The following is a 23,904-nucleotide window of genomic DNA, read 5'->3' as shown; positions in this document are numbered from 1 at the left end:
GCGGACTAGGATTTCACGCTCACCACAGGTGAGGCACCACTCCGGATTACGCGCTCATTTTCAAATGAGGCACCTCGCCCCGCCCGTCGTGCCTATGTTCTGGCTATTGCCACATCACTCATTCCGTGTGTACTGATTGCGTATGCTGATCGCATCGCGATCCACGGGCAATGTGCGCCCGCAAGCAGGTTGCGAGTACCATGGTTGCGGTAATGGACGTATCGCGCGAGAGCGTGCAATCGTGTCATGGCCGGCAATCGCAGGCGTGAGCGAGCGTTGTCGATTGCCGGAACACCGATATAGAGGCTAAGGCGCGAGGCCGGGCGAACAGGACGGGGGATTATGGCGGACGACGCAACCGTGGACTTCAACGGAACCGGACGAACCGATGAGACCGGATCCGTGGCGACTGCCGGTCTTTCCGCAGGTCCGGTCGCAAGTGACGATTCCGGGACGGTCGCGGCCGCTCTGTCCGACAGCATCCCGGTCGTTGCCGCCACCCCTGTCACGGACGGTGGTTCCGGGATGACCGCGGTCGCTTCGGCCGACGGTGGTGAGGCCGATGCCGTCGCGCTCGCCGCATCCGACGCCGAGGCGGAGCTGGCCCAGCTCATCCGCCCGAAGCTGACGGCCGAACCCGCCGAACCCAACGAGGCCGTCGAAGTGGTGGGTGGCAAGGTCGAGACCGTCGAGGTATCCAAGCATCCGACCCCGTCGATTCCCGAAACCGACCTGTCCCTGGCGGACATCGAACGCCGTCGTTCCCACCCGCTGCGCTGGGCGGCCATGATCCTCATCGTGCTTGTGGCCATCGTCGTGCCCTACTGGTTCGGCCGCTCGCTGGCCGTGAACGAGACCGAGGCCGTGGTGTCGGCGCTCGGCGGCGTGGACCCGCGCGGCATCGCGCTCATCGGCTGGGTCGCCGTGGTCATCACGTACGTGGGTCTGGCGATGGCGGTGGTCGTCTCGCCCTCATGGCCGTGGCTCATCGTGTTCGCTGTGGGGCTCGCCGGCGAACAGTTCGTGGCGGGTTTGAGCATGCTCAACCTGAACTTCTGGTACTCCACGTACGTGGTCTACGGCGAGCAGGCCAGTCTGGCGAACGCCGCGAACATCGGCATCCTGGCCGCCGCGATCGGCATCGCCGTGTACGCCGTGATCTTCGTGGGACTGCTGGTCGTCATCAAGAAGACCTCGCCGCTCAACGTACTCACCAAAAGCTGGGCCAGCTTCATCCTGTACTTCGTCATCGAGACGCTGGCGCTGCTCGTGGTGCTGTTCGGCGGCCTGCTCACCGCGGTGTGACGAAACCTCTGTCCGGCTCCCGCAAGCCTACGCCGTAGCGCAAGTCCGCACCCTGACCTATAGTTCTCATTTGGCGTGATTTCGCCCGCGGATAGAGAGCGTTCCAAGCACACCCGCTTGGATCACCGCGCAACGAACACAAATAAGGAGGACGCCGTGGCACTGACGGCTGAAGAAAAGACCCAGATTATCAACGAGTACGCGACGCACGAAGGTGACACCGGTTCCCCCGAGGTCCAGGTGGCCCTGCTGTCCAAGCGTATCGCCGACCTGACCGAGCACCTCAAGCAGCACAAGCACGACCACCACTCCCGTCGTGGTATGCAGCTCATGATCGGTGACCGTCGTCGTCTGCTTGACTACCTCAAGCGCGTCGACATCAACCGTTACCGCTCCCTGATCGAGCGCCTGGGCCTGCGTCGATAATTCTTCCGCCCGAGTACCTAGGATGGTGCTCGGGCGTTTTACATATCGCCAGCCAACGGCAACAACGGCAAGAGGGTTAAGAGAGTAACGGCCGGAGGGCGGTGGCCATGGGTTAGGAAGGTCGCCATAAGCCCGGAAGGAAGGCCGAACAAGAGAACCCGAATGAGATGGGTTGACACGAGGAACGGTGGCCAAGGGGCCGCCGCACAACAGGTATGTGACGTCCGCTGAAGAGGACAAACCGCGGCGCAGACACATCCGGCTGCGGACAGCATGTAGGAATAACAGAAAAATCAAGAAGGAGGAACCCTATGGAGGGTCCCGAAATCAAGGCCGTTGAGGCCGTCATCGACAATGGATCGTTCGGCAAGCGCACGCTGCGCTTCGAGACCGGCCGCCTCGCCCAGCAGGCCGACGGCGCCGTCGCCGCCTATCTGGACGACGATTCCATGATCCTTTCCACCACCACCGCCGGAAGCAGCCCGAAGGAGAACTACGACTTCTTCCCGCTGACCGTCGACGTCGAAGAGAAGATGTACGCCGCCGGCAAGATCCCGGGCTCGTTCTTCCGTCGCGAAGGCCGCCCGTCCAGCGAGGCCATCCTCGCCTGCCGCATCATCGACCGCCCGCTGCGCCCGCTGTTCCCGCACACCCTGCGCAACGAGGTCCAGGTCGTCGAGACCGTGCTCGCCGTGAACCCGGACGATGCGTACGATGTCATCGCCCTGAACGCCGCCTCTGCCTCCACCATGATCTCCGGCCTGCCGTTCTCCGGCCCGGTCTCCGGTGTGCGTCTGGCCCTGATCGACGGCCAGTGGGTCGCCTTCCCGCGCTGGAGCGAGCGCGAGCGCGCCGTCTTCGAGATCGTGGTCGCCGGCCGCGTCATCGAGAACGGTGACGTCGCCATCGCCATGATCGAGGCCGGCGCCGGCAAGAACGCCTGGCACCTCATCTACGACGAGGGCCAGCAGAAGCCGGACGAGGAGGTCGTGGCAGGTGGTCTCGAGGCCGCCAAGCCGTTCATCAAGGTGATCTGCGAGGCTCAGAACGAGCTCAAGGAGAAGGCCGCCAAGGAAACCAAGGAGTTCCCGCTCTTCCCGGAGTACACCGACGAGCTGTACGCCCGCATCGACGAGATCGCCCACAAGGACCTGGACGAGGCCCTCTCCATCGCCGAGAAGCTGCCGCGTCAGGACCGCATCCACGAGATCAAGGAACACGTGCGCGAGGTGCTCGCCACCGAGTTCGAGGACATGGATGACCTGGAGAAGGAGAAGGAGCTCGGCAACGCCTTCAAGGAGCTGCAGCGCCAGATCGTCCGTCGCCGCATCCTGACCGAGGACTACCGCATCGACGGCCGTGGCCTCAAGGACATCCGCACCCTGTCCGCCGAGGTGGACATCGTGCCGCGCGTCCACGGCTCCGCCCTGTTCCAGCGTGGCGAGACCCAGATCCTGGGCGTCACCACCCTGAACATGCTCAAGATGGAGCAGCAGATCGACGCCCTGTCCGGTCCGCAGTCCAAGCGTTACATGCACAACTACGAGATGCCGCCGTACTCCACCGGTGAGACCGGCCGCGTCGGCTCCCCGAAGCGCCGCGAGATCGGCCATGGCGCCCTCGCCGAGAAGGCCCTCGTGCCGGTGCTGCCGAGCCGCGAGGAGTTCCCGTACGCCATCCGTCAGGTCTCCGAGGCCATCGGCTCCAACGGCTCCACTTCCATGGGCTCCGTGTGCGCCTCCACGCTGTCCCTGCTGGCCGCCGGCGTGCCGCTGAAGGCCCCGGTCGCGGGCATCGCCATGGGCCTCGTGTCCGGCGATGTGGACGGCAAGCACATCTTCAAGACCCTCACCGACATTCTGGGCGCCGAGGATGCCTTCGGCGATATGGACTTCAAGGTGGCCGGCACCTCCGAGTTCATCACCGCCCTGCAGCTCGACACCAAGCTGGACGGCATTCCGGCCGACATCCTGGCCGCCGCCCTGCAGCAGGCCCACGAGGCCCGCACCACCATCCTCGAGGTCATCAACGAGTGCATCGACGGCCCGGCCGAGATGAGCGAGTACGCCCCGCGCATCATCACCACCTCCGTGCCGGTCGAGAAGATCGGCGAGGTCATCGGCCCGAAGGGCAAGATGATCAACCAGATCCAGGAGGACACCGGCGCCGAGATCGCCATCGAGGATGACGGTACCGTCTACATCTCCTCCGAGGGTGGCGAGGCCGCCGAGAAGGCCAAGCAGATCATCGACCAGATCGCCAACCCGCACGTGCCGCAGGCCGGCGAGACCTACAACGGCAAGGTCGTCAAGACCACGTCGTTCGGCGCTTTCGTCAACCTGACCCCGGGCACCGACGGTCTGCTGCACATCTCCCAGATCCGCAATCTGGCCAACGGCGAGCGCATCGACTCCGTCGAGGACGTGCTCAAGGAAGGCGACACCGTCGAGGTGGTCGTGCAGGGTGTGGACGACCGCGGCAAGATCTCCCTGGCCATCCCCGGTTTCGAGGACCAGGACAGCAACGCCGGCGCCGGCCGCGGTGGCCGCGGTGGTGACCGTTCCGCCTCCGACCGTGACGACCGTCGCGGTGGCCGTGGCTCCCGTGACGATCGCCGTGGCGGCTCCCGTGGCGGCCGTCGCTCCGATCGCGATGATCGTGATTTCGATCGTGACGATCGCGATGATCGTGACGATCGTCCGCGTCGCCGTCGTCCGGTCGAGCACGACGATTTCGAGGACGATTACGACGACCGTCCGCGTCGCCGTCGCTCCGATCGCGATGATCGTGATTTCGATCGTGACGATCGCGATGATCGTGACGACCGTCCGCGTCGCCGCCGTCCGGTGGACCGTGACGACCGCGACTTCGACGATCGCGATGACGACCATGATGATCGTCCGCGTCGCCGTCGCTCCTCCGACCGCGATCGCGATGACGACCGTCCGCGCCGTTCCTCCGGCCGTGGCCGTGGCTCCGACCGCAACCCGCGCTACGCCACCGACGACAACTACGACGACTACCGCGCCGACCGCGAAGAGCGTTCCGAGCGTCCGCGCCGCCGCGTCCGTCGCGACTTTGATCCGTTTGAGGACTGATAAAGACGAATAGGAATCGGCCTTTGGCCGATGCGGTGATTTCGCAGTCTTGCGACTGCGGCTTCTCTCCTTCCGTCATCGGCTTCGCCGATGCCACCTCCCTCGTCAGAGGGAGGCAAGCCTTACACATATAGGGCCTCGGCTCCCTCTGACGAGGGAGCTGTCGAACGAAGTGAGACTGAGGGAGAGAAGAGGAGCAGACAAAGTCTGCGGGAATACCGCATCGGCCAAAGGCCGATTCCATAGTCTGATTCGTTCCCAGGAAGCCCGCCGTTACGCACGGCGGGCTTCTCGCGTTCCAGAGGCTTTTGTGGAAGAATGAGCTTCGGAAGGGTTCTCGCACAAAGGAGCGCATATGAGCGTCGGTCTCATCATCGCAATCGTCATTCTCGTTCTCATCATCGGCGTCGTGGTGTGGGGCATCGGCGCCTACAACAACCTCGTCACCCTCAGGAACCGCGTCAAGAACGGTTGGGCGCAGATCGACGTGCAGCTCAAGCAACGTTCGGACCTCATCCCGAACCTGGTCGAGACGGTCAAGGGATACGCCACCCACGAATCACAGACACTGGCCAACGTGATGGCCGCCCGCGCCGGCGCGCTGCAATCCGCGGCCAGTGGCGACGTATCGCAACGCATCGCCGCCGAAAACCAGCTCTCCCGCGCCCTGTTCAACCTGCAGGCCACCGCCGAGGCGTACCCGCAACTGCAGGCCAACCAGAACTTCCTCAACCTGCAAGGCCAGCTCAAGGACCTGGAGAACAAGATCGCCTACGCCCGCCAGTTCTACAACGATGTGGTCCTGAAGTTCAACACCGCCATCGAGACCGTGCCAAGCAACATCATCGCCGGCCTCTTCCACTTCGAACAGGCCCAGTACTTCGAAGCCGACGAACCCGCTCGCCAGGCCCCACAGGTCAAGTTCTAGGACGATGCTTCCTCAGGGAGGGAATACGGCGGATTAGGACCACAACGGAGAAGGGAATGTGGCCGTCATGGCAAAACGATTCATCCGAGCAGGCATCATCAGCGCCATCGCCTCGCTGGTCATGGCCGTCTTCTTCGGCGCACTCACCTGGGCGCCGAACCATGTGTACGAATCGGACCTGAGCTACCGCACACTGGACTACGACGTCACTGCAGACACCAGCGGCGACCTCACCGTCACCCAGCACATCGATGTGAAGATGCGCGAACGCACCGACGGCGACGACAACGTCAAACCATGGAAGCAGCTCTACCAGCAGTACACGTTGCGCGGCAACAATCTGACCGACATCACGGACATCAGCGTCACCAACGTCACCGACGGCATCAACTACGCGCAACAGACCGAACCGAAGTACCCGGACGATGTATCGGACAGCGCATGGGACTCCGATTACGCGAACCGCTGGTACATCGCGGATGTCACCGCCGGAGCTTCCCAACCGAAGCCGTACACCCCCGGCAAGGACGGCCTCGCCATCAGCAACGGCACTGGCACGGGCGACACCGCAGCCACCAAAATCATCGAAATCGGCTGGAACATCCCCGCCACCCGCAAGGCCGACAGCATGAAGTTCGACGTCACCTTCATCATGCACGACGTGATGACCCAATGGAACGACGTGGCCGACTTCCAGTGGGAGCCGTTCGGCAAATCCAACCCGGTGCCGATCGGCACGGTCACCGGCACCGTGCACTTCCCCGAAGGCATCACCAAGAATGATTCCTGGGCGTGGCTGCACACCGAACGCACCTCCGAAACCAGCCGTACCGCGGACGGCGGCCTCAAGTTCACGGCCTACAACATCCATTCCGGCGACTACCTGGATGTGGTGGCTGCCTATGCCTCCACGCCGACATCCACCGGCATCAGCCGCGTCCGCAAGACCGACCGCTTGGACGCCCTCAAACGCAGCGAGGCCGAACAGGAACGGCAGTGGCAGGAAGGCCAACGGACCGCGGCACGCGCGCGCCTGGCCCTGTGGATCGCCACGGTTGTGATCGGCGTGGCATTGTGCGCGTGGGGCCTATACGCCTCGATCACCAGCAACAAACGCTCGAAATACCGCGGTCCCATCGAATACTGGCGCGACCAGCCCGGCATCAGCCCCGCCTCCGCCGCCCGGCTCATCGACGTGGTGGACAAAACCGGCGGCACGCAATCGAACCGCGAGCTCACCGCCACCCTGCTTTCGCTCGCCGTCAAAAAGGCGCTCGCCATCTACCCAGGATCCTCGGACTTGTACCGCGGCATCGACATGAGCCGGGCCACGCCGGTGGAGCTGAGCCACATGATCGCCGCCGATCCGGGCCGACAGCGTGCGGCCCTGTCCACCAGCACCATCGTGCTGCTGCCCGCTGCCATCGACGCCGTGCCCAACCGCGAGCAACTGGGCCTGAGCGATTCCGAGGACGCGCTGCTGAACCTGCTCACCGTGATCTCCCACCGCGTGGGCTGCCCGGTGTTCGACTTCAACCAGATGCGCTTGGCCTGCCGCGACTGGGAGGACGGATACATCGAGCTCGGCAAGTTCACCACCGCCTGCGACATTGAGTACGTGCGCCTGGACGCCTCCCGTTCGCGCGGCTGGCAGTGGATCCTCGCCGGCGTGCTCGCCGCGGTGGTCGGCTTCGGCGCCATGATCGCCAACCTCGTCATCGGCTACGGCATGGTGGGGCTCATCACCGGACTGCCGGTATTCGCCGTGGGCCTGTTCTGCTCGATGTCCGGCGCGATGCACGAGCTGACCGCAACCGGTCAGGAGATCGCCGGCCGTTGCCTGGGCCTCAAGCGCTACATGCAGGACTTCTCCAACTTCACCGACCGTGGCGCCGCCGATTTGGCCATGTGGGACTGGTACATGGTCTATGCCGCCGCGTTCGGCATCTCCGAGCGCGTGATGCGCGAGCTCGCCAAGGCCTACCCGCAGGTCTCCGACCCCGACTGGCTGGACAGCAACGCCTCCGATTCGATGGTCTATTGGACCTACCGGTCGCACACGTGGCATGACCGGTACGATGACGGGCGCGGTTCCGGCGGGCAGTGGGGTCCGGGTGGTTCCGGCAACGGCGGCAACGGTGGCCTCGCCGGTCAGTTCGGTGCGACCCCGCTGTTCGGCGGCACCTCCTATGCGCCCGGCTTCTCCGACCTCGGCTCACAGCTGTCCTCCGGATTCGCCGACATCACCTCCACGATCCACGCGGCCGCACCCAGCTACGACAGTGGCGGCTCCGGCGATTTCAGCAGCGGCGGAAGCTTCTCCGGCGGCGGTTTCGGCGGTTCGTCCGGCGGTTCCGGCGGTGGCTCCTTTGGCGGGCGGTGAAACGTACCCGACCGAATCACCCATGATGTAGGGATTTGCACATAATGTAGGGACACAAATTCTACATAACGGCGGAATAAAGCCGTTTCTTGGTCTTGCGCCGTGGTCGGATCCCTACATCATGCGCAAATCCCTACACCATGGGAGTGTGCGAGATCGCTATAGGCTCGGAAATCAGCCAAGCCGCAGCCGTCCCGCCAAATTTCAGACGCGAATCACGCCCTTGAGCTCCGGGTGCGCCGCGTAGATCTGCTCCAGCTCCTCGGCGGTCGGACGAATCGGATGATCACGGTCGGCTTTGACGATGCAGATGAAGCCGAGCGGACCGTCGTCGGTGGCGCTGAACTGATGCCATTCGTTCGGGCCGACGAACACCAGGTCGCCGGCCTTGACGTGACGGGTCTCGAAGCCCACCAGCGCGGTGCCGCTGCCGCGGAAAATAATCACCTCATGGGTATGCTCATGATGCTCGAACGTGCTCCAGCCACCGGCCTGCACTTCGAAGTAGCGGACCTGGTTGCCTTGGCCGGCGTTGGAATCGAAGAGGATGCGGCGCGTCACCGAACGGAAGGTGGTGTCGTTCTCCTTGTAGACAAGTTCGTCGACATCCTCCCAACGGGCCTCCTCCGTTTCCGCGCGGAACGGGACCAACGGCTTGATGACGTGATGCGGGGTATGATACGTGTCTTTCTGCTGTTCTGCCATGCTCCCCATCATGCATCACATGGCGGCTGCATGGTCCGAAAAGTACCCCCGAACGGTATCGCAATAACTTATAGACCGCTATCAAAGGCACAAAACCGTTGGAAAATCGCGGTTTTCAGGCACTGCCTCCGGCTATGGATTCCTGTTATATTCGCTTCTATGCTCGCCGTATACCCATGTGCGGCGATAGTCGTATGCCTGGGGGACGGCATCGGTTGCCGCGGAAACGCCGGAACCATGCGCGTGGAGTAGCCCCGGCCCGATTCGGACCGCCGCACCGCAGGCGGGAAAGGAACACACTATGGCGGATGAGGAATTCGGCTTCGCGACCCGTGCGGTCCATGCCGGCAACATCCCGGACAAGGCCACGGGCGCCCGCGCCCTGCCGATCTACGAGTCGGCGGCGTTCGTCTTCGAGAACAGCGACGACGCGGCGGCCCGGTTCGCCCTGCGCAAGTACGGCGAGATCTACTCGCGCATCGTCAACCCCACGGTTGCCGCACTGGAGGAGCGCGTGGCCAGCCTGGAAGGCGGCCTGGGTGCGGTGGCCACGGCCAGCGGCCTGTCCGCGGAGTTCATCACGTTCGTGGCGCTCGCCTCCCAGGGCGACGAGATCGTGGCGTCCGCCCAGCTGTACGGCGGCACCATCACCCAGTTGGATGTGACGTTGCGCCGGCTCGGCATCGTGACCAAGTTCGTGGACAGCGAGGATCCCAAGGATTACGCTGCCGCCATCACCGACAAGACCAAGCTGCTGTATGTCGAGGCCGTGGCGAACCCGTCCGGTGAGATCGCCGACATCGAGGGACTCGCCGAAGTGGCCCACGCCGCGAACATCCCGCTGGTGGTGGACTCCACGATGGCCACGCCCTACCTCATGCGCCCCATCGAGCATGGCGCCGACATCGTGATCCACTCGGCCACCAAGTTCCTGAGCGGCGCCGGCACGGTGCTCGGCGGCGTGGTGGTGGATTCCGGCAAGTTCCAGTGGAGCCAGGAGCGGTTCCCCGCGTTCTACGAACCGGTGCCGTCCTACAATGGCCTGACCTGGGTGGGCAACTTCGCCCAGTACGCCTTCCTGACCCGCCTGCGCGCCGAACAGCTGCGCGACGTGGGCCCGGCCATCAGCGCCCACTCCGCGTTCCTCATCGCGCAGGGTATCGAGACGCTGCCGCTGCGCGTGCAGCGCCAGGTGGACAACACGCGCCGCATCGCCACGTGGCTGGAAGCACAGCCGCAGGTCGAGGCCGTGTACTGGGCCGGTCTGGAAAGCCATCCGCACCACGACCGCGCGCTCAAGTACTTCCCGAACGGCGACTCCGGCTCCGTGTTCTCGTTCGACATCAAGGGCGGGCGCGAGGCCGGCAAACGCTTCATCGATTCGCTGAACCTGTTCAGCCATGTGGCGAACATCGGTGACGTGAAGTCGCTGGCCATCCACCCGGCGTCCACCACGCACGGTCAGCTGTCCGCCGAACAGCTGCGTGAGGCCGGCATCGGCGAGGGCACGATTCGACTGAGCATTGGCATCGAGACGGTGGAAGACCTGCTGCGCGACCTGCAGCAGGCGCTGGACGCTGCCGCGCAGGCAGTGCCCAGTGAAACCGGTGAAGCCGACGGCAACGATGGAAAGGAGCAGGCATGAGCGAGCAGACGAACGCCCCCAAGATCACGCTCAACAGGGCCGGACAGGGCATCGGATTGACGTCTCCGGCACCTCAGGCAGCTGCGTGCGAGGCGCCGACGCCGGTGGGGGAGCGCCGCTGGAAGGAACCGGACGCCCTGACCCGTCGTCATATCCTCGAGAACGCCAAGTCGATCGCCATTGTGGGCGCCTCCTCGAACCCCGCCCGCGCCAGCTACTTCGTGGCCACCTACCTGCTGCAGACCACGCCGTACAAGGTGTACTTCGTCAACCCGCGTGAGAAGGAGATCCTGGGCCACCCGGTGTACCCGGATCTGGCCTCGCTGCCGGAAGTGCCGGACATCGTGGACGTGTTCCGCCGCGCCTCCGCCATCCCGCCCATCGCCGAGGAGGCCGCCCGCATCGGCTCGCCGGTGCTCTGGATCCAGCTGGGCATCTGGAACGACGACGTGGCCGAACAGGCCGAGGCACTGGGACTGCAGGTGGTCATGGACCGCTGCATCAAGATCGAATATGCGCGATTCCACCAGGGCTTGCACCTCTTCGGCTTCAACACCGGCGTGATTACCTCGCGCAAGGCGAAGTAGACGGGGTAGTCAAGTCATGGCTGTCCCTTCCCAATTCCTGCCCGAGGAATCCCACGCCGCCAGCCAGCCGTCCTCCGAGCCGGCAGCGCCGCGACCGCTCATCATCGACACCGACCCCGGCATCGACGATGCGGCCGCCATTGCGGCGTTGCTGGCCTCAGACGCCGTGGACGTTCGGCTGATAGCCACCGTCAGCGGCAACGTGAACATCGACCACACCACCGAGAACGCGCTGAAACTCCTGACGTTCCTCGACCGCCGCATACCGGTGGCCCGCGGTGCCTCGGAACCGCTGGAACGACCTGCGGTCTACGCGCCCGAAGTGCACGGCGAATCCGGCATGGATGGCTTCGATTTCCCCGAACCGAACCGTTCACTTCTACTGGACGAGGATGCCATCGAGGCCGAGGCGCGGGTATTGCGCGAATCCGATATGCCGGTGGACATCCTGGCGCTTGGCCCGCTGACCAACATCACGCTGCTAATCCGCCGCCACCCGGAAGTGCTGCCGAACATCCGTCGCGTCGTGCTCATGGGTGGCACCTCCGCCGCCCGTCCCGAAATCACCGTGCCGGACTTCAACATCGCCGTGGACCCGGAAGCCGCGGCTGAAGTGTTCGGGGCGGCCATCCCCATCGTGATGGTTGGCGTCGAGATCGGCTGGGACGCGCGGCTGAGTGCGTCGGACGTCGAGACGATGCGCGCCGACGGCCCGGTCGGCGCGATGATCGCCGCCCTGTTCGGCGTCTACGACGACGGTCGCGTGGACCGCGGCGTGCAGATGTACGACCCCACTGCGGCCTGGTACCTGATGCACCCGGAACTGTTCGTCACCAAGCCCGCCGAGGTGGGCGTGACCGGCGCGGACGGTCCGTTCGACGGCATCACCACACAGGTGACGTTCGCCCCGGCCTTGGACGCCGTCGCGGCCGATGTGCCTGCCGGAGCCTGCGCCACCGACCCACGCCCGCACGTGGACGTGGTCACCGACATCGACGTGGACGGGTTCGCCCGCACCTTCGTGGATGGCATCCGCCGAGCCGACGAACGGTTCATTCCATAACTACAAACTGTTTTGCGAGATCGGATTGGCTTTTTCTCGGCTCCCCTTGTCAGGGGAGCTGGCTCGCGTAACGAGACCGAGGAGTAGTCCAACCCGTTGAAAGCTGATTTCAGTGAATCAACCCCAAGGGGCACGGCGTGTCGTGGACGCCGTGCCCCTTGCCATATCAGGACTTCGCGGCCAACGACCGGCGGGAATCAGCAGAACCATAGCAGGGTATAAGAATTGGGTATATTTGCCAGCTTGAACCGCCCGGCGGCCAGCGTTTAGTGTGTGAATCACCGCTTCGAAAACAGTACAAACCTCCAAGTTGGGCTCATAGCGAGGGACGAAGCGCAATCACATACTTTCCAAGAGAGGGAACCAAGAATGGCAACGAACACCGCACCGGCACAGACCGGCAAGAAGAACCAGCTGCTCATCCTGATCGTCGCTATCGTAGTGGTCCTGGCCGTCGTGGTCGGCGGCGCATGGGCCATCAAGAGCCGTCAGGCCACCGCCAACGAGGCAAACAACGCCAACGGCGACACCGTCAACATCGCGCTGGTCTCCCGCGGCACGCAGGGCGACTTCCTGAACCAGTGGCTTGACGGCGCCAACAAGGAAGCCAAGCGCATCGGCGCCAACCTGCACATCTACGACGCCAAGGGCGATGACAACCAGCAGATCCTGGACGTCCAGTCCGCCGTGGCCACCAAGCCCGACGTGATTCTCGTGGACCACAGCCTGGAAGGCGTTACTAACAACGTCAAGGCCGCTCTGGACGCCGGTATCCCGGTGGTCGGCTTCGATTCCGTCGTCAACGACGACCGTGTGGTCCACGTCTCCCAGTCCGACGCCGACCTGTCCAAGCTCATCACCAGCCAGCTGGTCAAGGACACCAACGGCAAGGCCGACGTGATCTACACCTACGTGGCCGGCTTCGCCCCGCTGGACCGCCGCAACGCCGTGTGGGAGAAGGTCAAGAAGGCCAACCCCGGCCTGAACCAGGTGGCTCAGGTGGGCGTGGTCAACGAGGCCACCGCCCAGCAGACCGCCGAGCAGGTCAAGGCCTCCCTGCAGGCCAACCCGAGCGTGACCGCCGTGCTCGCCCCCTATGACGAATTCGCCAAGGGCGCCGCCCAGGCCGTGGACGAGCTTGGCCTCAACGGCAAGGTCAAGGTCTACGGCGTGGACATCTCCGATGCCGACATCGCCGAGCTGAAGAAGGACAACAGCCCGTGGATCGCCACCGCCACCACCGACCCGGCCAACGACGGCGCCGTCTCCGTGCGCACCGCCTACCTGGCCGCCAAGGGCAAGCTCGGCGACACCAAGACCGTGACCGTCCCGCCCACCCTGGTGACCGGTGACGTGCTGCGCGAGAAGAACATCACCAGCCTGTCCCAGCTGGTCACCGCCTTCCCGAGCCTGCGCACCGACGATCTCTCCCCGGTGGAGGACGCCGCCAAGCAGTGAGCGTAGGGGAGTGGGCTGGTCCGAAGCCGCAGCGGCGGCCGGGCCGGCCCTCCCATGTGCGGGCCGATCAAGAAAAACGGTGAACGGCCCAATCCCTCGGCGATAAGGCCAATCCCAATCAATCCAATCAATCGTTCAACTCAATCCATCCATCAACCAACCAACAGTAAAGAAGGCAATCCTGTGAGCACTGCAACTCAAGGTGCTCAGGACATCGCAGCGCAAGGTGGGGCCGGCAACGGCTCCACCGCTCCTGCGGTTCTTGAGATAGACAACGTCACCAAACGGTTCGGCGCTACGCAGGCGTTGAAAGGCGTGAGCTTCCGCGTCCATGCCGGCGAGATCCTGGCGCTCGTCGGAGCTAACGGAGCCGGCAAATCCACGCTGATGAGCATCGTCTCCGGCTCCCTGACCCCCACTAGCGGCTCCCTCAAGGTCAACGGCAAGGAAGCGGTGCTCGGTTCGGTCAAGGATGCCGCCGCCTCCGGCATCGAGACCATCACCCAGAACGTGGATGACGCGCTGATCCCGGACGCCACCGTCTGGGAGAACCTGGTGTTCCCGCAGATCGCGGACAACCGATTCGGCGCCTTCCCCTCCGTCAAGGCCATGCGCGCCGAGGCCGAACGCATCGCCGAGGGTCGTCTTGACTTCGACCTCAACGAAACCGTGCGCTACCTGAGCACGTCGGACAAGCAGCAGGTGCTCATCGCCCGCGCGCTCGCCACCAAACCCGTCGTCCTGATCCTCGACGAGCCCACCGCGGCGCTCGGCGTACAGGAAAGCGAACGGCTGCATGCCGACGTCCGCCGCCTCGCCGAACAGGGTACGGCCATCATCTTTATTTCGCACCATATGGGCGAAGTCGCGGAACTGTGCGATTCCGCCGTGGTGCTGCGCGACGGTGCGGAAGTCGCCACCTTCACCAAGCCGCTCGACACCACCGCCATCGTGCGGGCCATGCTCGGCGACCTCGCCGACGGCCTGCAGAACGACTTTGACGCAGTCGAAGGCCGGGAGCAGACCGGGAAGGACGGCAATCCCCGCAAGGCCGGCCGCGTCGTGCTCTCCCTCAAGGGCGTGCGCTCGTTCCACGGCACCCGCGCCAACGACATCGACATCCACGAAGGCGAAGTCGTCGGCCTGACCGGCCTCATCGGCGCCGGCAAGACCGAACTCATCTCCCAGATCGTGGGCGACCGCCCGCTCATCAGCGGCACGATGACCCTCGACGGCAAGCCGTACGACCCGCATCATCCCAGCGACGCGATCCGCGCCGGCGTGGGATACGTGCCCGAGGACCGCTCCGTGCAGGGCGAGATCCCGGACTGGTCCATCCGCGAGAACCTGTCGCTCCCCGATCTGAAGCGCTACCGCCACAAGTACGGCCTGCTGAGCTTCTCCCGCGAGGAATCCGCGGCGCAGCACGTCATCGAGACGCTGGGCATCATCGGCAAGAGCACCGATTCCATCCGGTCCCTCTCCGGCGGCAACCGGCAGAAGGTCATCGTGGGACGGTGGGTCTCCGCCCAATCCAAGGTGCTCATCTTCGACGAGCCGTTCCGCGGCGTGGACATCGGCGCGCGTGAGGACATCGCCCGGCTGCTGAGGAAGACCGGCACCGCGCTGGTGGCCTCCAGCGACCCCGAGGAGATCCTGCAGGTGGCCGACCGGATCCTGGTCATGTCCAACGGCGTGATCACCGGACAGGTGGACCCCGCGACCACCACGGCGGACGAGCTCTCGCAGCTCATCGCGGACGAGGCCGGCATCACCGGCCGCAACGAATCAGATGAAGACGGAAACGACGTGCGCAACGTACAGGATGCGCAGGATACGCGGGACAAGGAGCCGGTGGCGTGATCGACATCAAACGAGTTATCTACAAATACGGCCTGCTGGCGCTGTTCGTGCTCATGGTGCTGTTCTTCTGGATCGCCTCCCCGGCGTTCGGCACCAAGCAGAACGTGTTCGTGATCCTGCAGTCCGTGTCCGTCACCGCCATCGTGGCCTTGGGTGTGACCGTCTCCATGTCGGTGGACGGCTTCGATATGGCCGCCGGCTCCATCGTCTCGCTGTCGGTCATGGTCTCCACCGCCACGCAGATCTACCTGGGCCTCGGCGCGTTCCCGGCCATCGTGTTCGGCCTGGTCTCCGGCGTACTGGTCGGCGTGCTCACCGGTGCGCTCATCGTGTTCGCCAAGATTCCGGACATGCTCGCGGCCCTCGGTTCGATGTTCGCCATCCAGGGCCTGTCGCTCATCATCACCGCCGGCAAGTCCGTCTCCAAAGGCAACGGATATAACGGCGCCCCGGCCAAAGGCGACTTCGATCCGGCGTTCCTGTGGATCGGCAGCGGCACCGTGCTCACGGTCCCGTTCTCGGTGATCCTCATGATTCTGGTGGGCGTGATCGTGGCCGTGTTCCTGGAACGCACACGCACCGGCCGTCTGATGCGCGCCATCGGCAGCAACCGCGAGGCCGCCCGCCTCGCCGGCACGCATGTGGGTGCCTACCGCATCCTGGCCTACGCGCTTTCCGGCCTGCTGGCCGCGCTCGGCGGCATCGTGCTGGCTGCCCGCGTGGGCCGCGGCGACGTGAACGTGGGTTCCTCCTACCTGCTGGAGGCGATTTCCGCGGCCCTCATCGGCTTCGCGGTGTTCGGTGCCAACAGGCCGAACGCCTTCGGCACCGTGGTGGGCGCGCTGTTCGTGGGCGTGCTGGTCAATGGCCTGACCATGTTCAACGTGCCGTACTACACGCAGGACTTCGTCAAGGGCACCTTGCTGGTCATCGCGCTGGTGGTCAGCTTCTCCAAGATCTTCAATACGCAGCAAAGGGATAGGTGACGGAAAATGACCGAACTACTCGACAACAACACGGTGATCGACTACATCGCCGCGAACCCGGAATACGCCAAGCTCATCGACGTGACCACGGCCAAGGCCAAGGAAATCGGCGACGGCAACCTCAACCTGGTGTTCCTCGTCAAGGACGCCGCCGGCCGCGGTCTGGTGGTCAAGCAGACGCTGCCGTACGTGCGCTCCGACCATTCCTGGAAGGTCACCGAGGACAGCATCTTCGCCGAGGCCCGCGGCCTGGAGGCCGCCGACAAGTACACCGACGGGCTCTCCCCGAAGTTCTACGGACTCGACCGTGACCGCCGACTGGTGGTCATCGAGGACCTCTCCGACTGGCAGCAGTGGCGCGAGGCGTTGGACGAGGGCAGCGTGAACCCCGGTGCCGCCGGCGACGTCGGTCGGTTCGTGGCCCGTCTGGCATACGGCACCTCGTACTTCAGCAAGGAGCCACAGGAGGTCCAGAAGGCCGCGGCCGCCGCCATCAACCCGGAGCTTGAGCAAATCACCGAGGACCTCATCTTCGAGGAGCCCTACTACGAGCACGAGCACAACGGCTGGGAGCCAGGCGCCACCGATCTGGTGCTGGGCCTGCGCGACGAGGGCCTGCGCACCCAGGTAGCCAAGCTCAAGTACGAGTTCCTGACCAACGGAGAGGCCCTGCTGCACGGCGACCTGCACTCCAGCTCGCTGTTCGTGCGCTCGGACAAAAACCCGGTGCCCGATGACGACACCACGTCGCCCCGCATCAAGGCCTACGACTTCGAATTCGGCTTCTACGGCCCGGTCTCGTTCGACCTGGGCATCCTATGGGGCAACTTCCTGCTGGCCCAGGCGCGCGAACTGGCGCTGCTGGCCGACGGCCCCGACACCATCGGCGTGCGCGAAGGCAAGGACTTCACCCGCTTCGACTGGCTGCTCTCGCTGTACGAGGAGGCATGGGACGGCTTCGAGACCGAATTCCGCCGCCTGGTGGCCGAACGCCGCGCCGATAAGATCTTCACCGACGCATTCGTGGACGGCTGGATCGCCCGCACCCTGAAATACGCCGCCGGCTACGCCGGTGCCGAGGGCATCCGCCGCACCATCGGCTGGGCCCACCTGCCCGATCTGGAGACGCTGGAACAGGATCGCAAGACCTGGGCATCCCGCGTGGTGCTCACCGCCTCCCGCGCGCTGCTGGAGCGCTTCGAGGAGGTCGGCTCCGCCGCCGACGTGCGCCGCATCGTCGAGGAATCCATCGCAAGGAGCCAGGCATGAGCGACATCGTGACATTGCGGTCCGTGGTATGGCAGGACAACGGGGCCGATGCCGACGCCTCGCTGCGTATCATCGACCAGCGCAAGCTGCCCGCGGCCTTGGAATACCGCGACCTGCGCAACGCGGACGACGTAGTGGACGCCATCCAGACGCTGTCCATCCGCGGCGCGAACTCCATCGGAGCCGCCGGCGCGTTCGGCTACGCCTTCGCCGTGCGCGACGGCTTGTCCTCCGCCGAGGCATTCGACAAGGTATCCAACGCCCGTCCCACCGCAGTGACCCTGCGCCACGGCGTACAGCGCGCCGCCGATGCGTTCGCCGCCGAAGGCGACTGGCATGCCGCCGTCGCCGCGGGCGAGCGCATCATCGAGGAGGACATCGACGAATGCCGTCGCATCGGCGAAGTAGGTGCGGCCGAACTGGCCGATGCCCCGCGCATCCTCACGCACTGCAACACGGGCATCCTGGCCACCGCCGGCATCGGCACGGCCATCGGCGTGATCTACACCAAGCAGGCGCTGGGCCAAGAAGTCCACGTCTACTCCACCGAAACCCGACCACTGCGCCAAGGCCTGCGCCTGACCGCATGGGAACTCGCCAAGAACGGCATCGACGTGACCGCCCTGGTGGACGGTGCCGCACCGGCCGCCCTGCACAACGGACTCATCGACGCCGTGATCGTGGGCGCCGACCGCATCGCGGCCAACGGCGACACGGCCAACAAGATCGGCACTTACTCGCTGGCCGTCGCGGCCCATGAGAACCACGTGCCCTTCTACATCGCCGCGCCATTGTCCGCCGTAGACGCCTCCGCTCGCTCCGAGCAGGACATCCCCATCGAACTGCGCGGCGGAGCGGAAGTGCTGGACGCGCCCGGCGTGGACCAGAACCTGCCTACGTGGAATCCGGCGTTCGACGTGACGCCGTCCTATCTCATCACCGGCATCATCACCCCGGTGGGCGTGCTCAGGGCGCCCTATGAGGAATCGATCAAGAACGCACTGCAGCAGGTGCAGGACGAAACGCAAGGAAGCAACGACTGATGACTGTCACTACGGATAACGCATCCAACACCACGTCCGGATCCACCTTCGAGGTGGTCTACGAAATTAACGGGGATCCGACGGAGGCTCGCTCCCGCGCGGAATCGCTGGCAGTGGAACAAAGCCACGAATTCCCGCGCGCCTACGCGCCCGCCAAGGCCGACCGGTCGCTGGGACGGGTTGTCTCCGTGGAGCAGGCCGGCGAATCGCGCTCGCTCGCGATCGTCTCCTATCCGGAAGACCTTACGGCCTATGAGATTCCGCAGCTGCTGGTCGTGCTGCTGGGCAACGCCTCGCTGCTGCCGGGCATCAGGCTGGTGGACGTGCGCGTCTCCTCTGAGTTCGCCCATCGCATCGCCGGCGGCCCGAAGCTGGGCGTCGAGGGCATCCGCCGCGTGCTCGGCGTGCCGAAGCGTCCGCTGCTGGCCACCGCGTTGAAGCCGGTGGGCCTCGACACCGCGGACATCGCGCAGGAGGCCTACGACAGTGCCTTCGGCGGCGTGGACGTCATCAAGGACGATCAGGGCTTGGGCAACCAGGTATGGTCGCCGTTCGAGGAACGTGTGCCCGCGGTGGCCCGCGCCATCGCCGACGCGAACGAGAAGATCGGCCGCCACAGCGTGTACCTGCCCACGTTCAACCCGGTGACCGGCGACTGGAAGCGCCACGTGGATCTGGCCGTCTCGGCCGGAGCGGGCGGTTTCCTGGTGGTACCGGGCACGCTAGGCCTGGATTCGCTGCGATACGTGCGCGACAACACCCCGGACGACTTCATCATCTACGCGCATCCGGCGTTCCTGGGCGGCTGGACCGCCGGCGCCGACCATGGCATCGCCCCCGGATTGCTGTTCGGCCACCTGCTGCGTTGGTTCGGCGCGGATTCGGTGATCTTCCCGAGTTTCGGAGGACGGTTCACCCTGTCCGAGGAGGTGTGCCGCTCCATCGCCGCCCAGGCCAAGGACGACTTCGCCGGCTTCAAGGGCGCGCTGCCGTCCCCCGGCGGCGGCATGACCGTCGAGCGTGTGCCCGAACTCGTCGATTTCTACGGCCTGGACACCATGTTCCTCATCGGCGGGGCGCTGCATGCCACCGGCAACCTGGTCGAAGGCGCGCAACGCTTCCGCGAAGCCGCCGAAGCCTACGCCGACTGATCAGCTGATTGGCTGATGGTGCGATTGCGCCGCCGATACATTTTCGGGCTCCGTTCGACAGTGGTTGGACGGAGCCCGAATCATTGGACCGTATATGGAAGTCCACCCGAAATCCATCGGCCTGCCTACGCTGGGAAACGGATAATCACCGGACGATCTGCCGGCCATACGTACCGGCGTCCACAACGAAGGGACCACATCATGGCACTGTTCCGCAACCTCGGCCCGTTCTCCACCACCGCCATCGGCCACGGCGAAATGCCGCTGACCATCGAGAACAACCGCGGCCACGACATCGGCATCGAAACGCTGCACGCCTCGCTGGACGCCGGCTGCCGTCACATCGACACGGCCTGGGCATACTACACGCCGGGCGAGGAGGAGCAGACCGGCGAGAAGCTGGTCCGCGAGGCGCTCGCCACTTGGAAGGGCCCGAAGGACGAGGTCACTGTGGCCACCAAGATCGGCCTGCGCCGCACGTGGGGCGAACATGGCGAACCGCTGTGGCCGCGCGATGGCAAGCCCGAACACCTCATCGAGTACGGCAAGCAGTCCGCCCTGGCCCTCGGCGTGGACACCATCGACCTGCTCTACCTGCACCGCCACGACCCGGAAGTGCCGTACAACGAGTCCATCGAGGCCCTGAAGCAGCTTGTGGACGAGGGCGTGGCCCGTGTGGCTGGCGTCTCCAACGCATCCATCGAACAGATCGACATCGCCCGTTCCATCCTCGGTGACAAGCTCGTGGCCGTGCAGAACCAGTACTCGCCGATCCACCTGGAGACCCAGGATACGCTCGACTACTGCGCCAAGCTCGGCTTGGCCTTCGTGTGCTGGAGCCCGCTCGGCGGCTACCGTCACCCCTATGACGAGTCCAAGTTCGACCCGTTCCGCGAGGTGGCCGCAGCCCATCACGTGAGCTACCAGCAGGTGACGCTCGCCTGGGAGCTCGCCAAGGGCGACCACATGTTCGTGATTCCCGGTGCTCACCGCCCCGAGACCATCCTCGACTCCCTCAAGGCCGACCAGCTCGAACTCTCCCCGGAAGAGCTCGCCAAGCTCGGCTGATTCGCTATTTTCCGGCTTCTCTCTCGGGAGGAGCCATCGTCGTAAGGAGGTGGGATGCGTGCGTAGGAAGCTCATTCTCGATCTTGATACCGGTATCGATGATGCGATGGCGATTGCGTATGCGTTGGGCAGCGTGGATGAGGCGGATCTGATCGGTATCACGGCCACGTATGGCAATGTGGCGGTGCCGTTGGCCGCGCGCAATGCGTTGGCGGTGCTGCACTTGTTCGGCCGTGACGACGTGCCGGTGTATCCGGGCGTGGATCATCCCATCGCGCCCGCCGAATTGCCGGGAGCCGGCCCCACGACCGTGCAGTGGCGTGCCGCCGCGTACGGGGATTGGCGTGCCGGCGGCCGTGGCAGCTGGCCCGTGGACGCGATGTGGGTGCCGTCGCCGGGTTCGGTCGCGGTGCATCATCCCAACGGTGTCGGCGGCGCGGTGATTCCCGATTCGCCGCGTGCCCCGGAGGCGCCGGGTTCGGCGGTCGGGTTCATCATCGATGCCGCCCGCGAGTACGGGCCGGATTTGACGATCGTGCCCACGGGTGCGATGACGACGATGGCGACCGTGTTCCGTGATGCCCCGGATCTCATGGATTCGGGTGTGAACGTGACGTTGATGGGTGGCGCGTTGACCCTGCCCGGCAATGTGAGTCCGGCGGCGGAGGCGAACATCAGTCAGGATCCGGAGGCCGCGGACTGGCTGTTCCGTTGTGGGGCGCGTACCACGATGATCGGCCTGGATGTGACGCATCAGACCGCGTTGACCCGTGAGAAGGCCCATGAGTGGGCGTCGCTGGGCACTCCGGCCGGTGACTTCCTGGTGGCGATGACGGATTACTACATCGATTTCTATCTCAAAAACCAGCCGGAGATCCACGGGTGCGGTCTGCATGATCCGTTGGCCGTGGCGGCCGCGTTGGATCCGGGGCTGGTGACGACGTTCGGGTTCAACCTGCAGGTCGATCTGGAGGGTGCGTTCCGTGGTCGCACGATCGGCGACCGGTCCCGCTTGCAGGATGCGGACAAGCACACGCAGGTCGCGCTCGGCGTGGACGTGCCCCGCTTCCTCGACCGGTTCATGACCCGCGTCACCAATGCCGCCTCGGCCGCATAGTCACGAAAAGGCTCTGTCACACCAGGATTGGCATGAATGCCATTGAACTACCCCTCAGTCGGCTTCACCGACAGCTCCCCTGACAAGGGGAGCCGAGAATGGGGCCATACCGGTCTTGACGTAACAGAGCCAACGAAAAAGGCCGGCCCGAACGGAATCGTTCAGGTCAGCCTTAAAAAGCAACGTTGTGAAGTGGAGCCGGCGCATCACAGCCCGGGAATCAATCCTCCGGGCGGATCGAGCGTGAGATACTCCTCCTCGAGGTCGATGTCCGGCACCAGCTCCTCCACGAACGGCACCAACGCGGTCTTCTCCACCACGTCCTCGCCCTTCGCGTTCTGACCGGTCACCACCGGCTCGACCAGACGAATCTTCAGCAGCGACTGGGCGGGGGAGTCGAGGACATCCACTACCTTGCCCACCACCTGACCGGCGGGCAGTCCCAAGCCGTTGTCCGAAGCCAGACGCGCCTCAAGCCCGATGAGATCCTTCGGATACCATTCATCCGCCTCAAGCATCTCGTCCGGGTCGTCGGCCTCGCCGTACAGTTCCACGCCGTTCAACGCCTCGGCGGCGTTACGGTCGTCCGTGCCCTCGAACTTCAGGATCCAACGGTCCTTCATCGTGCGGGACTTCTCGATGATGTACTCGGTCTCACCGTCGTCCTCGTACAGGACGGAACCCGGCTCGAAACGCCACTCCGGATCGTCGGTGAAAACGCGCACGGTGACTTCGCCCTTCAGGCCCTGCGCTCGCCCGATACGAGCGACCCTCAGCAACTCGCGCTGCTGAGGGTCGTCGTGCATGTTCTGCTCTGCCATGCTGTGAATCAATCCTTGATCTTATCGACGCACGTCCATGATGTCGACGCGCACCTTGTGATCGGACAGCGCCTGGATCACGGTACGAATCGCATTGGCGGTGCGGCCTCCGCGGCCGATCACGCGGCCGATGTCCTCCGGGTTCACGCGCACGCGAAGCAGTTCGCCGCGCGCGTTCTCATGGGACTTGACAGATACATCGTCCGGAAAATCGACGATGTTCTTGATGAGGTGTTCCACAGCCTGTGCAAGCATGATTGCTAGCCTTTCGCTATCGCCGTTATGACTCAGGCCTCGGCCGGAGCTTCTTCGGCGGCATCCTCGGCCGGAGCTTCCTCAGCAGCAGCGGCAGCCTCGGCTTCAGCCTTGGCCTTGGCCTCAGCCTCGGACTTGGCGGCCTTCAGCTTCTGAGCCTGGTTCTCCACGGCCTCGATGCGGGCCTCGGCGTCCGGGCCGGCCTCAACGGTCTTCAGCGTGCCTTCGGCACCCTCAAGGCCCTTGAACTTCTGCCAGTCGCCGGTGATCTTGAGCAGGTTGAGCACGGGCTCGGACGGCTGAGCGCCGACGCCAAGCCAGTACTGAGCGCGCTCGGAATCGATCTTGATGGTCGAGGGCTGGGTGTTCGGATCGTAGGTGCCGATCTCCTCGATGACCTTGCCGTCACGCTTCTTGCGGGAATCGGCGATCACCACGCGGTAGAAGGCGTAGAACTTCTTGCCCTGTCGCTTCAGACGAATCTTGGTTGCCAAAATGGCTCTCCTTGTAAATACTAGGTTTGTGGTTTCTCGGTATGCTGTGTGGGGCACGGCTCGCCGGAACCCACGTGTCCTCGCGGCCCGGGGTGTAGAGGGCGCCACGCGCGCGCGAATAACTGGCCTATTATAGCGCCTAGCCCCGGACTGACACTCCGGCGACGTGCCTCACGTTTTTTGAGCGCGTAGGGTGTGGTGGTGCCTCATCGGGAATGAGCGCGAACGGTATCGGTCCT

General features: G+C 64.7%; 20 protein-coding genes. 16 read left to right on the top strand and 4 right to left on the bottom strand.

Annotated elements, in window-relative coordinates; translation table 11 throughout:
• The first annotated feature begins 624 nt into the window (after positions 1–624).
• The 5 genes from DF196_RS12390 to DF196_RS12365 all read left to right on the top strand — a co-directional run bounded on the left by DF196_RS12390 (position 625) and on the right by DF196_RS12365 (position 8,140).
• Positions 625–1,305, top strand: a complete 681-nt coding sequence (locus DF196_RS12390; RefSeq protein WP_109058113.1) for a hypothetical protein — start codon at positions 625–627, stop codon at positions 1,303–1,305.
• Between the two features lie 156 nt (positions 1,306–1,461).
• The gene (gene rpsO, locus DF196_RS12385; protein ID WP_109058111.1) at positions 1,462–1,731 is read left to right on the top strand and encodes a 30S ribosomal protein S15; all 270 of its coding nucleotides are present in this window, start codon (positions 1,462–1,464) and stop codon (positions 1,729–1,731) included.
• A gap of 311 nt (positions 1,732–2,042) precedes the next feature.
• Positions 2,043–4,829 (top strand): polyribonucleotide nucleotidyltransferase, encoded by a 2,787-nt coding sequence (locus DF196_RS12375; RefSeq protein WP_109058110.1) that lies wholly within the window; start codon positions 2,043–2,045, stop codon positions 4,827–4,829.
• A gap of 355 nt (positions 4,830–5,184) precedes the next feature.
• Positions 5,185–5,757 (top strand): LemA family protein, encoded by a 573-nt coding sequence (locus tag DF196_RS12370; protein ID WP_109058109.1) that lies wholly within the window; start codon positions 5,185–5,187, stop codon positions 5,755–5,757.
• A 67-nt stretch (positions 5,758–5,824) separates the two neighbouring features.
• Positions 5,825–8,140: a DUF2207 domain-containing protein gene (locus tag DF196_RS12365; protein ID WP_109058108.1), complete on the top strand. Its 2,316-nt coding sequence runs from the start codon at positions 5,825–5,827 to the stop codon at positions 8,138–8,140.
• 204 nt (positions 8,141–8,344) lie between these two features.
• Here the strand turns inward: DF196_RS12365 and DF196_RS12360 are convergent, their stop codons facing one another.
• Positions 8,345–8,845: a cupin domain-containing protein gene (locus tag DF196_RS12360; RefSeq protein WP_109058107.1), complete on the bottom strand. Its 501-nt coding sequence runs from the start codon at positions 8,843–8,845 to the stop codon at positions 8,345–8,347.
• A 301-nt stretch (positions 8,846–9,146) separates the two neighbouring features.
• Here DF196_RS12360 and DF196_RS12355 point away from each other — a divergent pair, with 301 nt between their 5' ends.
• From DF196_RS12355 to DF196_RS12305, 11 genes are all read left to right on the top strand, one after another.
• Positions 9,147–10,490 carry an O-acetylhomoserine aminocarboxypropyltransferase/cysteine synthase family protein gene (locus tag DF196_RS12355; RefSeq protein WP_109058106.1) on the top strand — a complete coding sequence of 448 codons (1,344 nt, stop codon included), beginning with the start codon at positions 9,147–9,149 and terminating at the stop codon, positions 10,488–10,490.
• Positions 10,487–11,077, top strand: a complete 591-nt coding sequence (locus tag DF196_RS12350) for a CoA-binding protein (protein WP_109058105.1) — start codon at positions 10,487–10,489, stop codon at positions 11,075–11,077. The genes DF196_RS12355 and DF196_RS12350 overlap by 4 nt, the downstream gene beginning before the upstream one ends.
• 16 nt (positions 11,078–11,093) lie before the next feature.
• A complete protein-coding gene (locus DF196_RS12345) occupies positions 11,094–12,140 on the top strand; it encodes a nucleoside hydrolase (protein ID WP_109058104.1) in 1,047 nt (348 codons plus the stop codon).
• A 369-nt stretch (positions 12,141–12,509) separates the two neighbouring features.
• The gene (locus tag DF196_RS12340; RefSeq protein ID WP_109058103.1) at positions 12,510–13,598 is read left to right on the top strand and encodes a substrate-binding domain-containing protein; all 1,089 of its coding nucleotides are present in this window, start codon (positions 12,510–12,512) and stop codon (positions 13,596–13,598) included.
• Between the two features lie 183 nt (positions 13,599–13,781).
• On the top strand, positions 13,782–15,461 hold the full coding sequence (locus DF196_RS12335; protein WP_158276327.1) for a sugar ABC transporter ATP-binding protein: 1,680 nt from the start codon (positions 13,782–13,784) through the stop codon (positions 15,459–15,461).
• Positions 15,458–16,447: an ABC transporter permease gene (locus DF196_RS12330; RefSeq protein ID WP_206603800.1), complete on the top strand. Its 990-nt coding sequence runs from the start codon at positions 15,458–15,460 to the stop codon at positions 16,445–16,447. Before DF196_RS12335 ends, DF196_RS12330 begins: the two co-directional genes overlap by 4 nt.
• Before the next feature lie 6 nt (positions 16,448–16,453).
• Entirely contained in the window at positions 16,454–17,716 is a 1,263-nt protein-coding gene (gene mtnK / locus DF196_RS12325) for an S-methyl-5-thioribose kinase (protein ID WP_109058101.1), read from the top strand.
• On the top strand, positions 17,713–18,759 hold the full coding sequence (mtnA, locus tag DF196_RS12320; RefSeq protein ID WP_109058100.1) for an S-methyl-5-thioribose-1-phosphate isomerase: 1,047 nt from the start codon (positions 17,713–17,715) through the stop codon (positions 18,757–18,759). The genes mtnK and mtnA overlap by 4 nt, the downstream gene beginning before the upstream one ends.
• The gene (locus DF196_RS12315; RefSeq protein ID WP_109058099.1) at positions 18,759–19,910 is read left to right on the top strand and encodes a RuBisCO large subunit C-terminal-like domain-containing protein; all 1,152 of its coding nucleotides are present in this window, start codon (positions 18,759–18,761) and stop codon (positions 19,908–19,910) included. Before mtnA ends, DF196_RS12315 begins: the two co-directional genes overlap by 1 nt.
• Before the next feature lie 201 nt (positions 19,911–20,111).
• The gene (locus DF196_RS12310) at positions 20,112–20,978 is read left to right on the top strand and encodes an aldo/keto reductase (protein WP_109058098.1); all 867 of its coding nucleotides are present in this window, start codon (positions 20,112–20,114) and stop codon (positions 20,976–20,978) included.
• 58 nt (positions 20,979–21,036) lie between these two features.
• On the top strand, positions 21,037–22,095 hold the full coding sequence (locus tag DF196_RS12305) for a nucleoside hydrolase (protein WP_109058097.1): 1,059 nt from the start codon (positions 21,037–21,039) through the stop codon (positions 22,093–22,095).
• 206 nt (positions 22,096–22,301) lie between these two features.
• On the opposite strand, the gene rimM is transcribed toward DF196_RS12305, so the two are convergent.
• The 3 genes from rimM to rpsP are packed head-to-tail and all read right to left on the bottom strand — an operon-like array spanning position 22,302 to position 23,665.
• Complete coding sequence (rimM, locus tag DF196_RS12300) at positions 22,302–22,916, bottom strand: ribosome maturation factor RimM (RefSeq protein WP_109058096.1); 615 nt, start codon at positions 22,914–22,916, stop codon at positions 22,302–22,304.
• Positions 22,917–22,937: 21 nt separating this feature from the next.
• Positions 22,938–23,171 (bottom strand): RNA-binding protein, encoded by a 234-nt coding sequence (locus DF196_RS12295; protein WP_007051427.1) that lies wholly within the window; start codon positions 23,169–23,171, stop codon positions 22,938–22,940.
• Positions 23,172–23,203: 32 nt separating this feature from the next.
• Positions 23,204–23,665: a 30S ribosomal protein S16 gene (rpsP, locus tag DF196_RS12290; RefSeq protein WP_109058095.1), complete on the bottom strand. Its 462-nt coding sequence runs from the start codon at positions 23,663–23,665 to the stop codon at positions 23,204–23,206.
• Positions 23,666–23,904: the final 239 nt, after the last annotated feature.

This window comes from Bifidobacterium callitrichidarum (assembly GCF_003129905.1).
GTDB classification, from domain to species: domain Bacteria; phylum Actinomycetota; class Actinomycetes; order Actinomycetales; family Bifidobacteriaceae; genus Bifidobacterium; species Bifidobacterium callitrichidarum.
This window is presented reverse-complemented; position numbering and strand designations above follow the sequence as displayed.

What these genes read in the sequence shown, in the direction of transcription:
- DF196_RS12375 (WP_109058110.1), top strand. Translation starts at nt 2,043, where the DNA reads ATGGAGGGTCCCGAAATCAAGGCCGTTGAGGCCGTCATCGACAATGGA.
- DF196_RS12370 (WP_109058109.1), top strand. Translation starts at nt 5,185, where the DNA reads ATGAGCGTCGGTCTCATCATCGCAATCGTCATTCTCGTTCTCATCATC.
- DF196_RS12365 (WP_109058108.1), top strand. Translation starts at nt 5,825, where the DNA reads ATGGCAAAACGATTCATCCGAGCAGGCATCATCAGCGCCATCGCCTCG.
- DF196_RS12360 (WP_109058107.1), bottom strand. Translation starts at nt 8,845, where the DNA reads ATGGCAGAACAGCAGAAAGACACGTATCATACCCCGCATCACGTCATC.
- DF196_RS12355 (WP_109058106.1), top strand. Translation starts at nt 9,147, where the DNA reads ATGGCGGATGAGGAATTCGGCTTCGCGACCCGTGCGGTCCATGCCGGC.
- DF196_RS12350 (WP_109058105.1), top strand. Translation starts at nt 10,487, where the DNA reads ATGAGCGAGCAGACGAACGCCCCCAAGATCACGCTCAACAGGGCCGGA.
- DF196_RS12345 (WP_109058104.1), top strand. Translation starts at nt 11,094, where the DNA reads ATGGCTGTCCCTTCCCAATTCCTGCCCGAGGAATCCCACGCCGCCAGC.
- DF196_RS12340 (WP_109058103.1), top strand. Translation starts at nt 12,510, where the DNA reads ATGGCAACGAACACCGCACCGGCACAGACCGGCAAGAAGAACCAGCTG.
- mtnK (WP_109058101.1), top strand. Translation starts at nt 16,454, where the DNA reads ATGACCGAACTACTCGACAACAACACGGTGATCGACTACATCGCCGCG.
- mtnA (WP_109058100.1), top strand. Translation starts at nt 17,713, where the DNA reads ATGAGCGACATCGTGACATTGCGGTCCGTGGTATGGCAGGACAACGGG.
- DF196_RS12315 (WP_109058099.1), top strand. Translation starts at nt 18,759, where the DNA reads ATGACTGTCACTACGGATAACGCATCCAACACCACGTCCGGATCCACC.
- DF196_RS12310 (WP_109058098.1), top strand. Translation starts at nt 20,112, where the DNA reads ATGGCACTGTTCCGCAACCTCGGCCCGTTCTCCACCACCGCCATCGGC.
- rimM (WP_109058096.1), bottom strand. Translation starts at nt 22,916, where the DNA reads ATGGCAGAGCAGAACATGCACGACGACCCTCAGCAGCGCGAGTTGCTG.
- DF196_RS12295 (WP_007051427.1), bottom strand. Translation starts at nt 23,171, where the DNA reads ATGCTTGCACAGGCTGTGGAACACCTCATCAAGAACATCGTCGATTTT.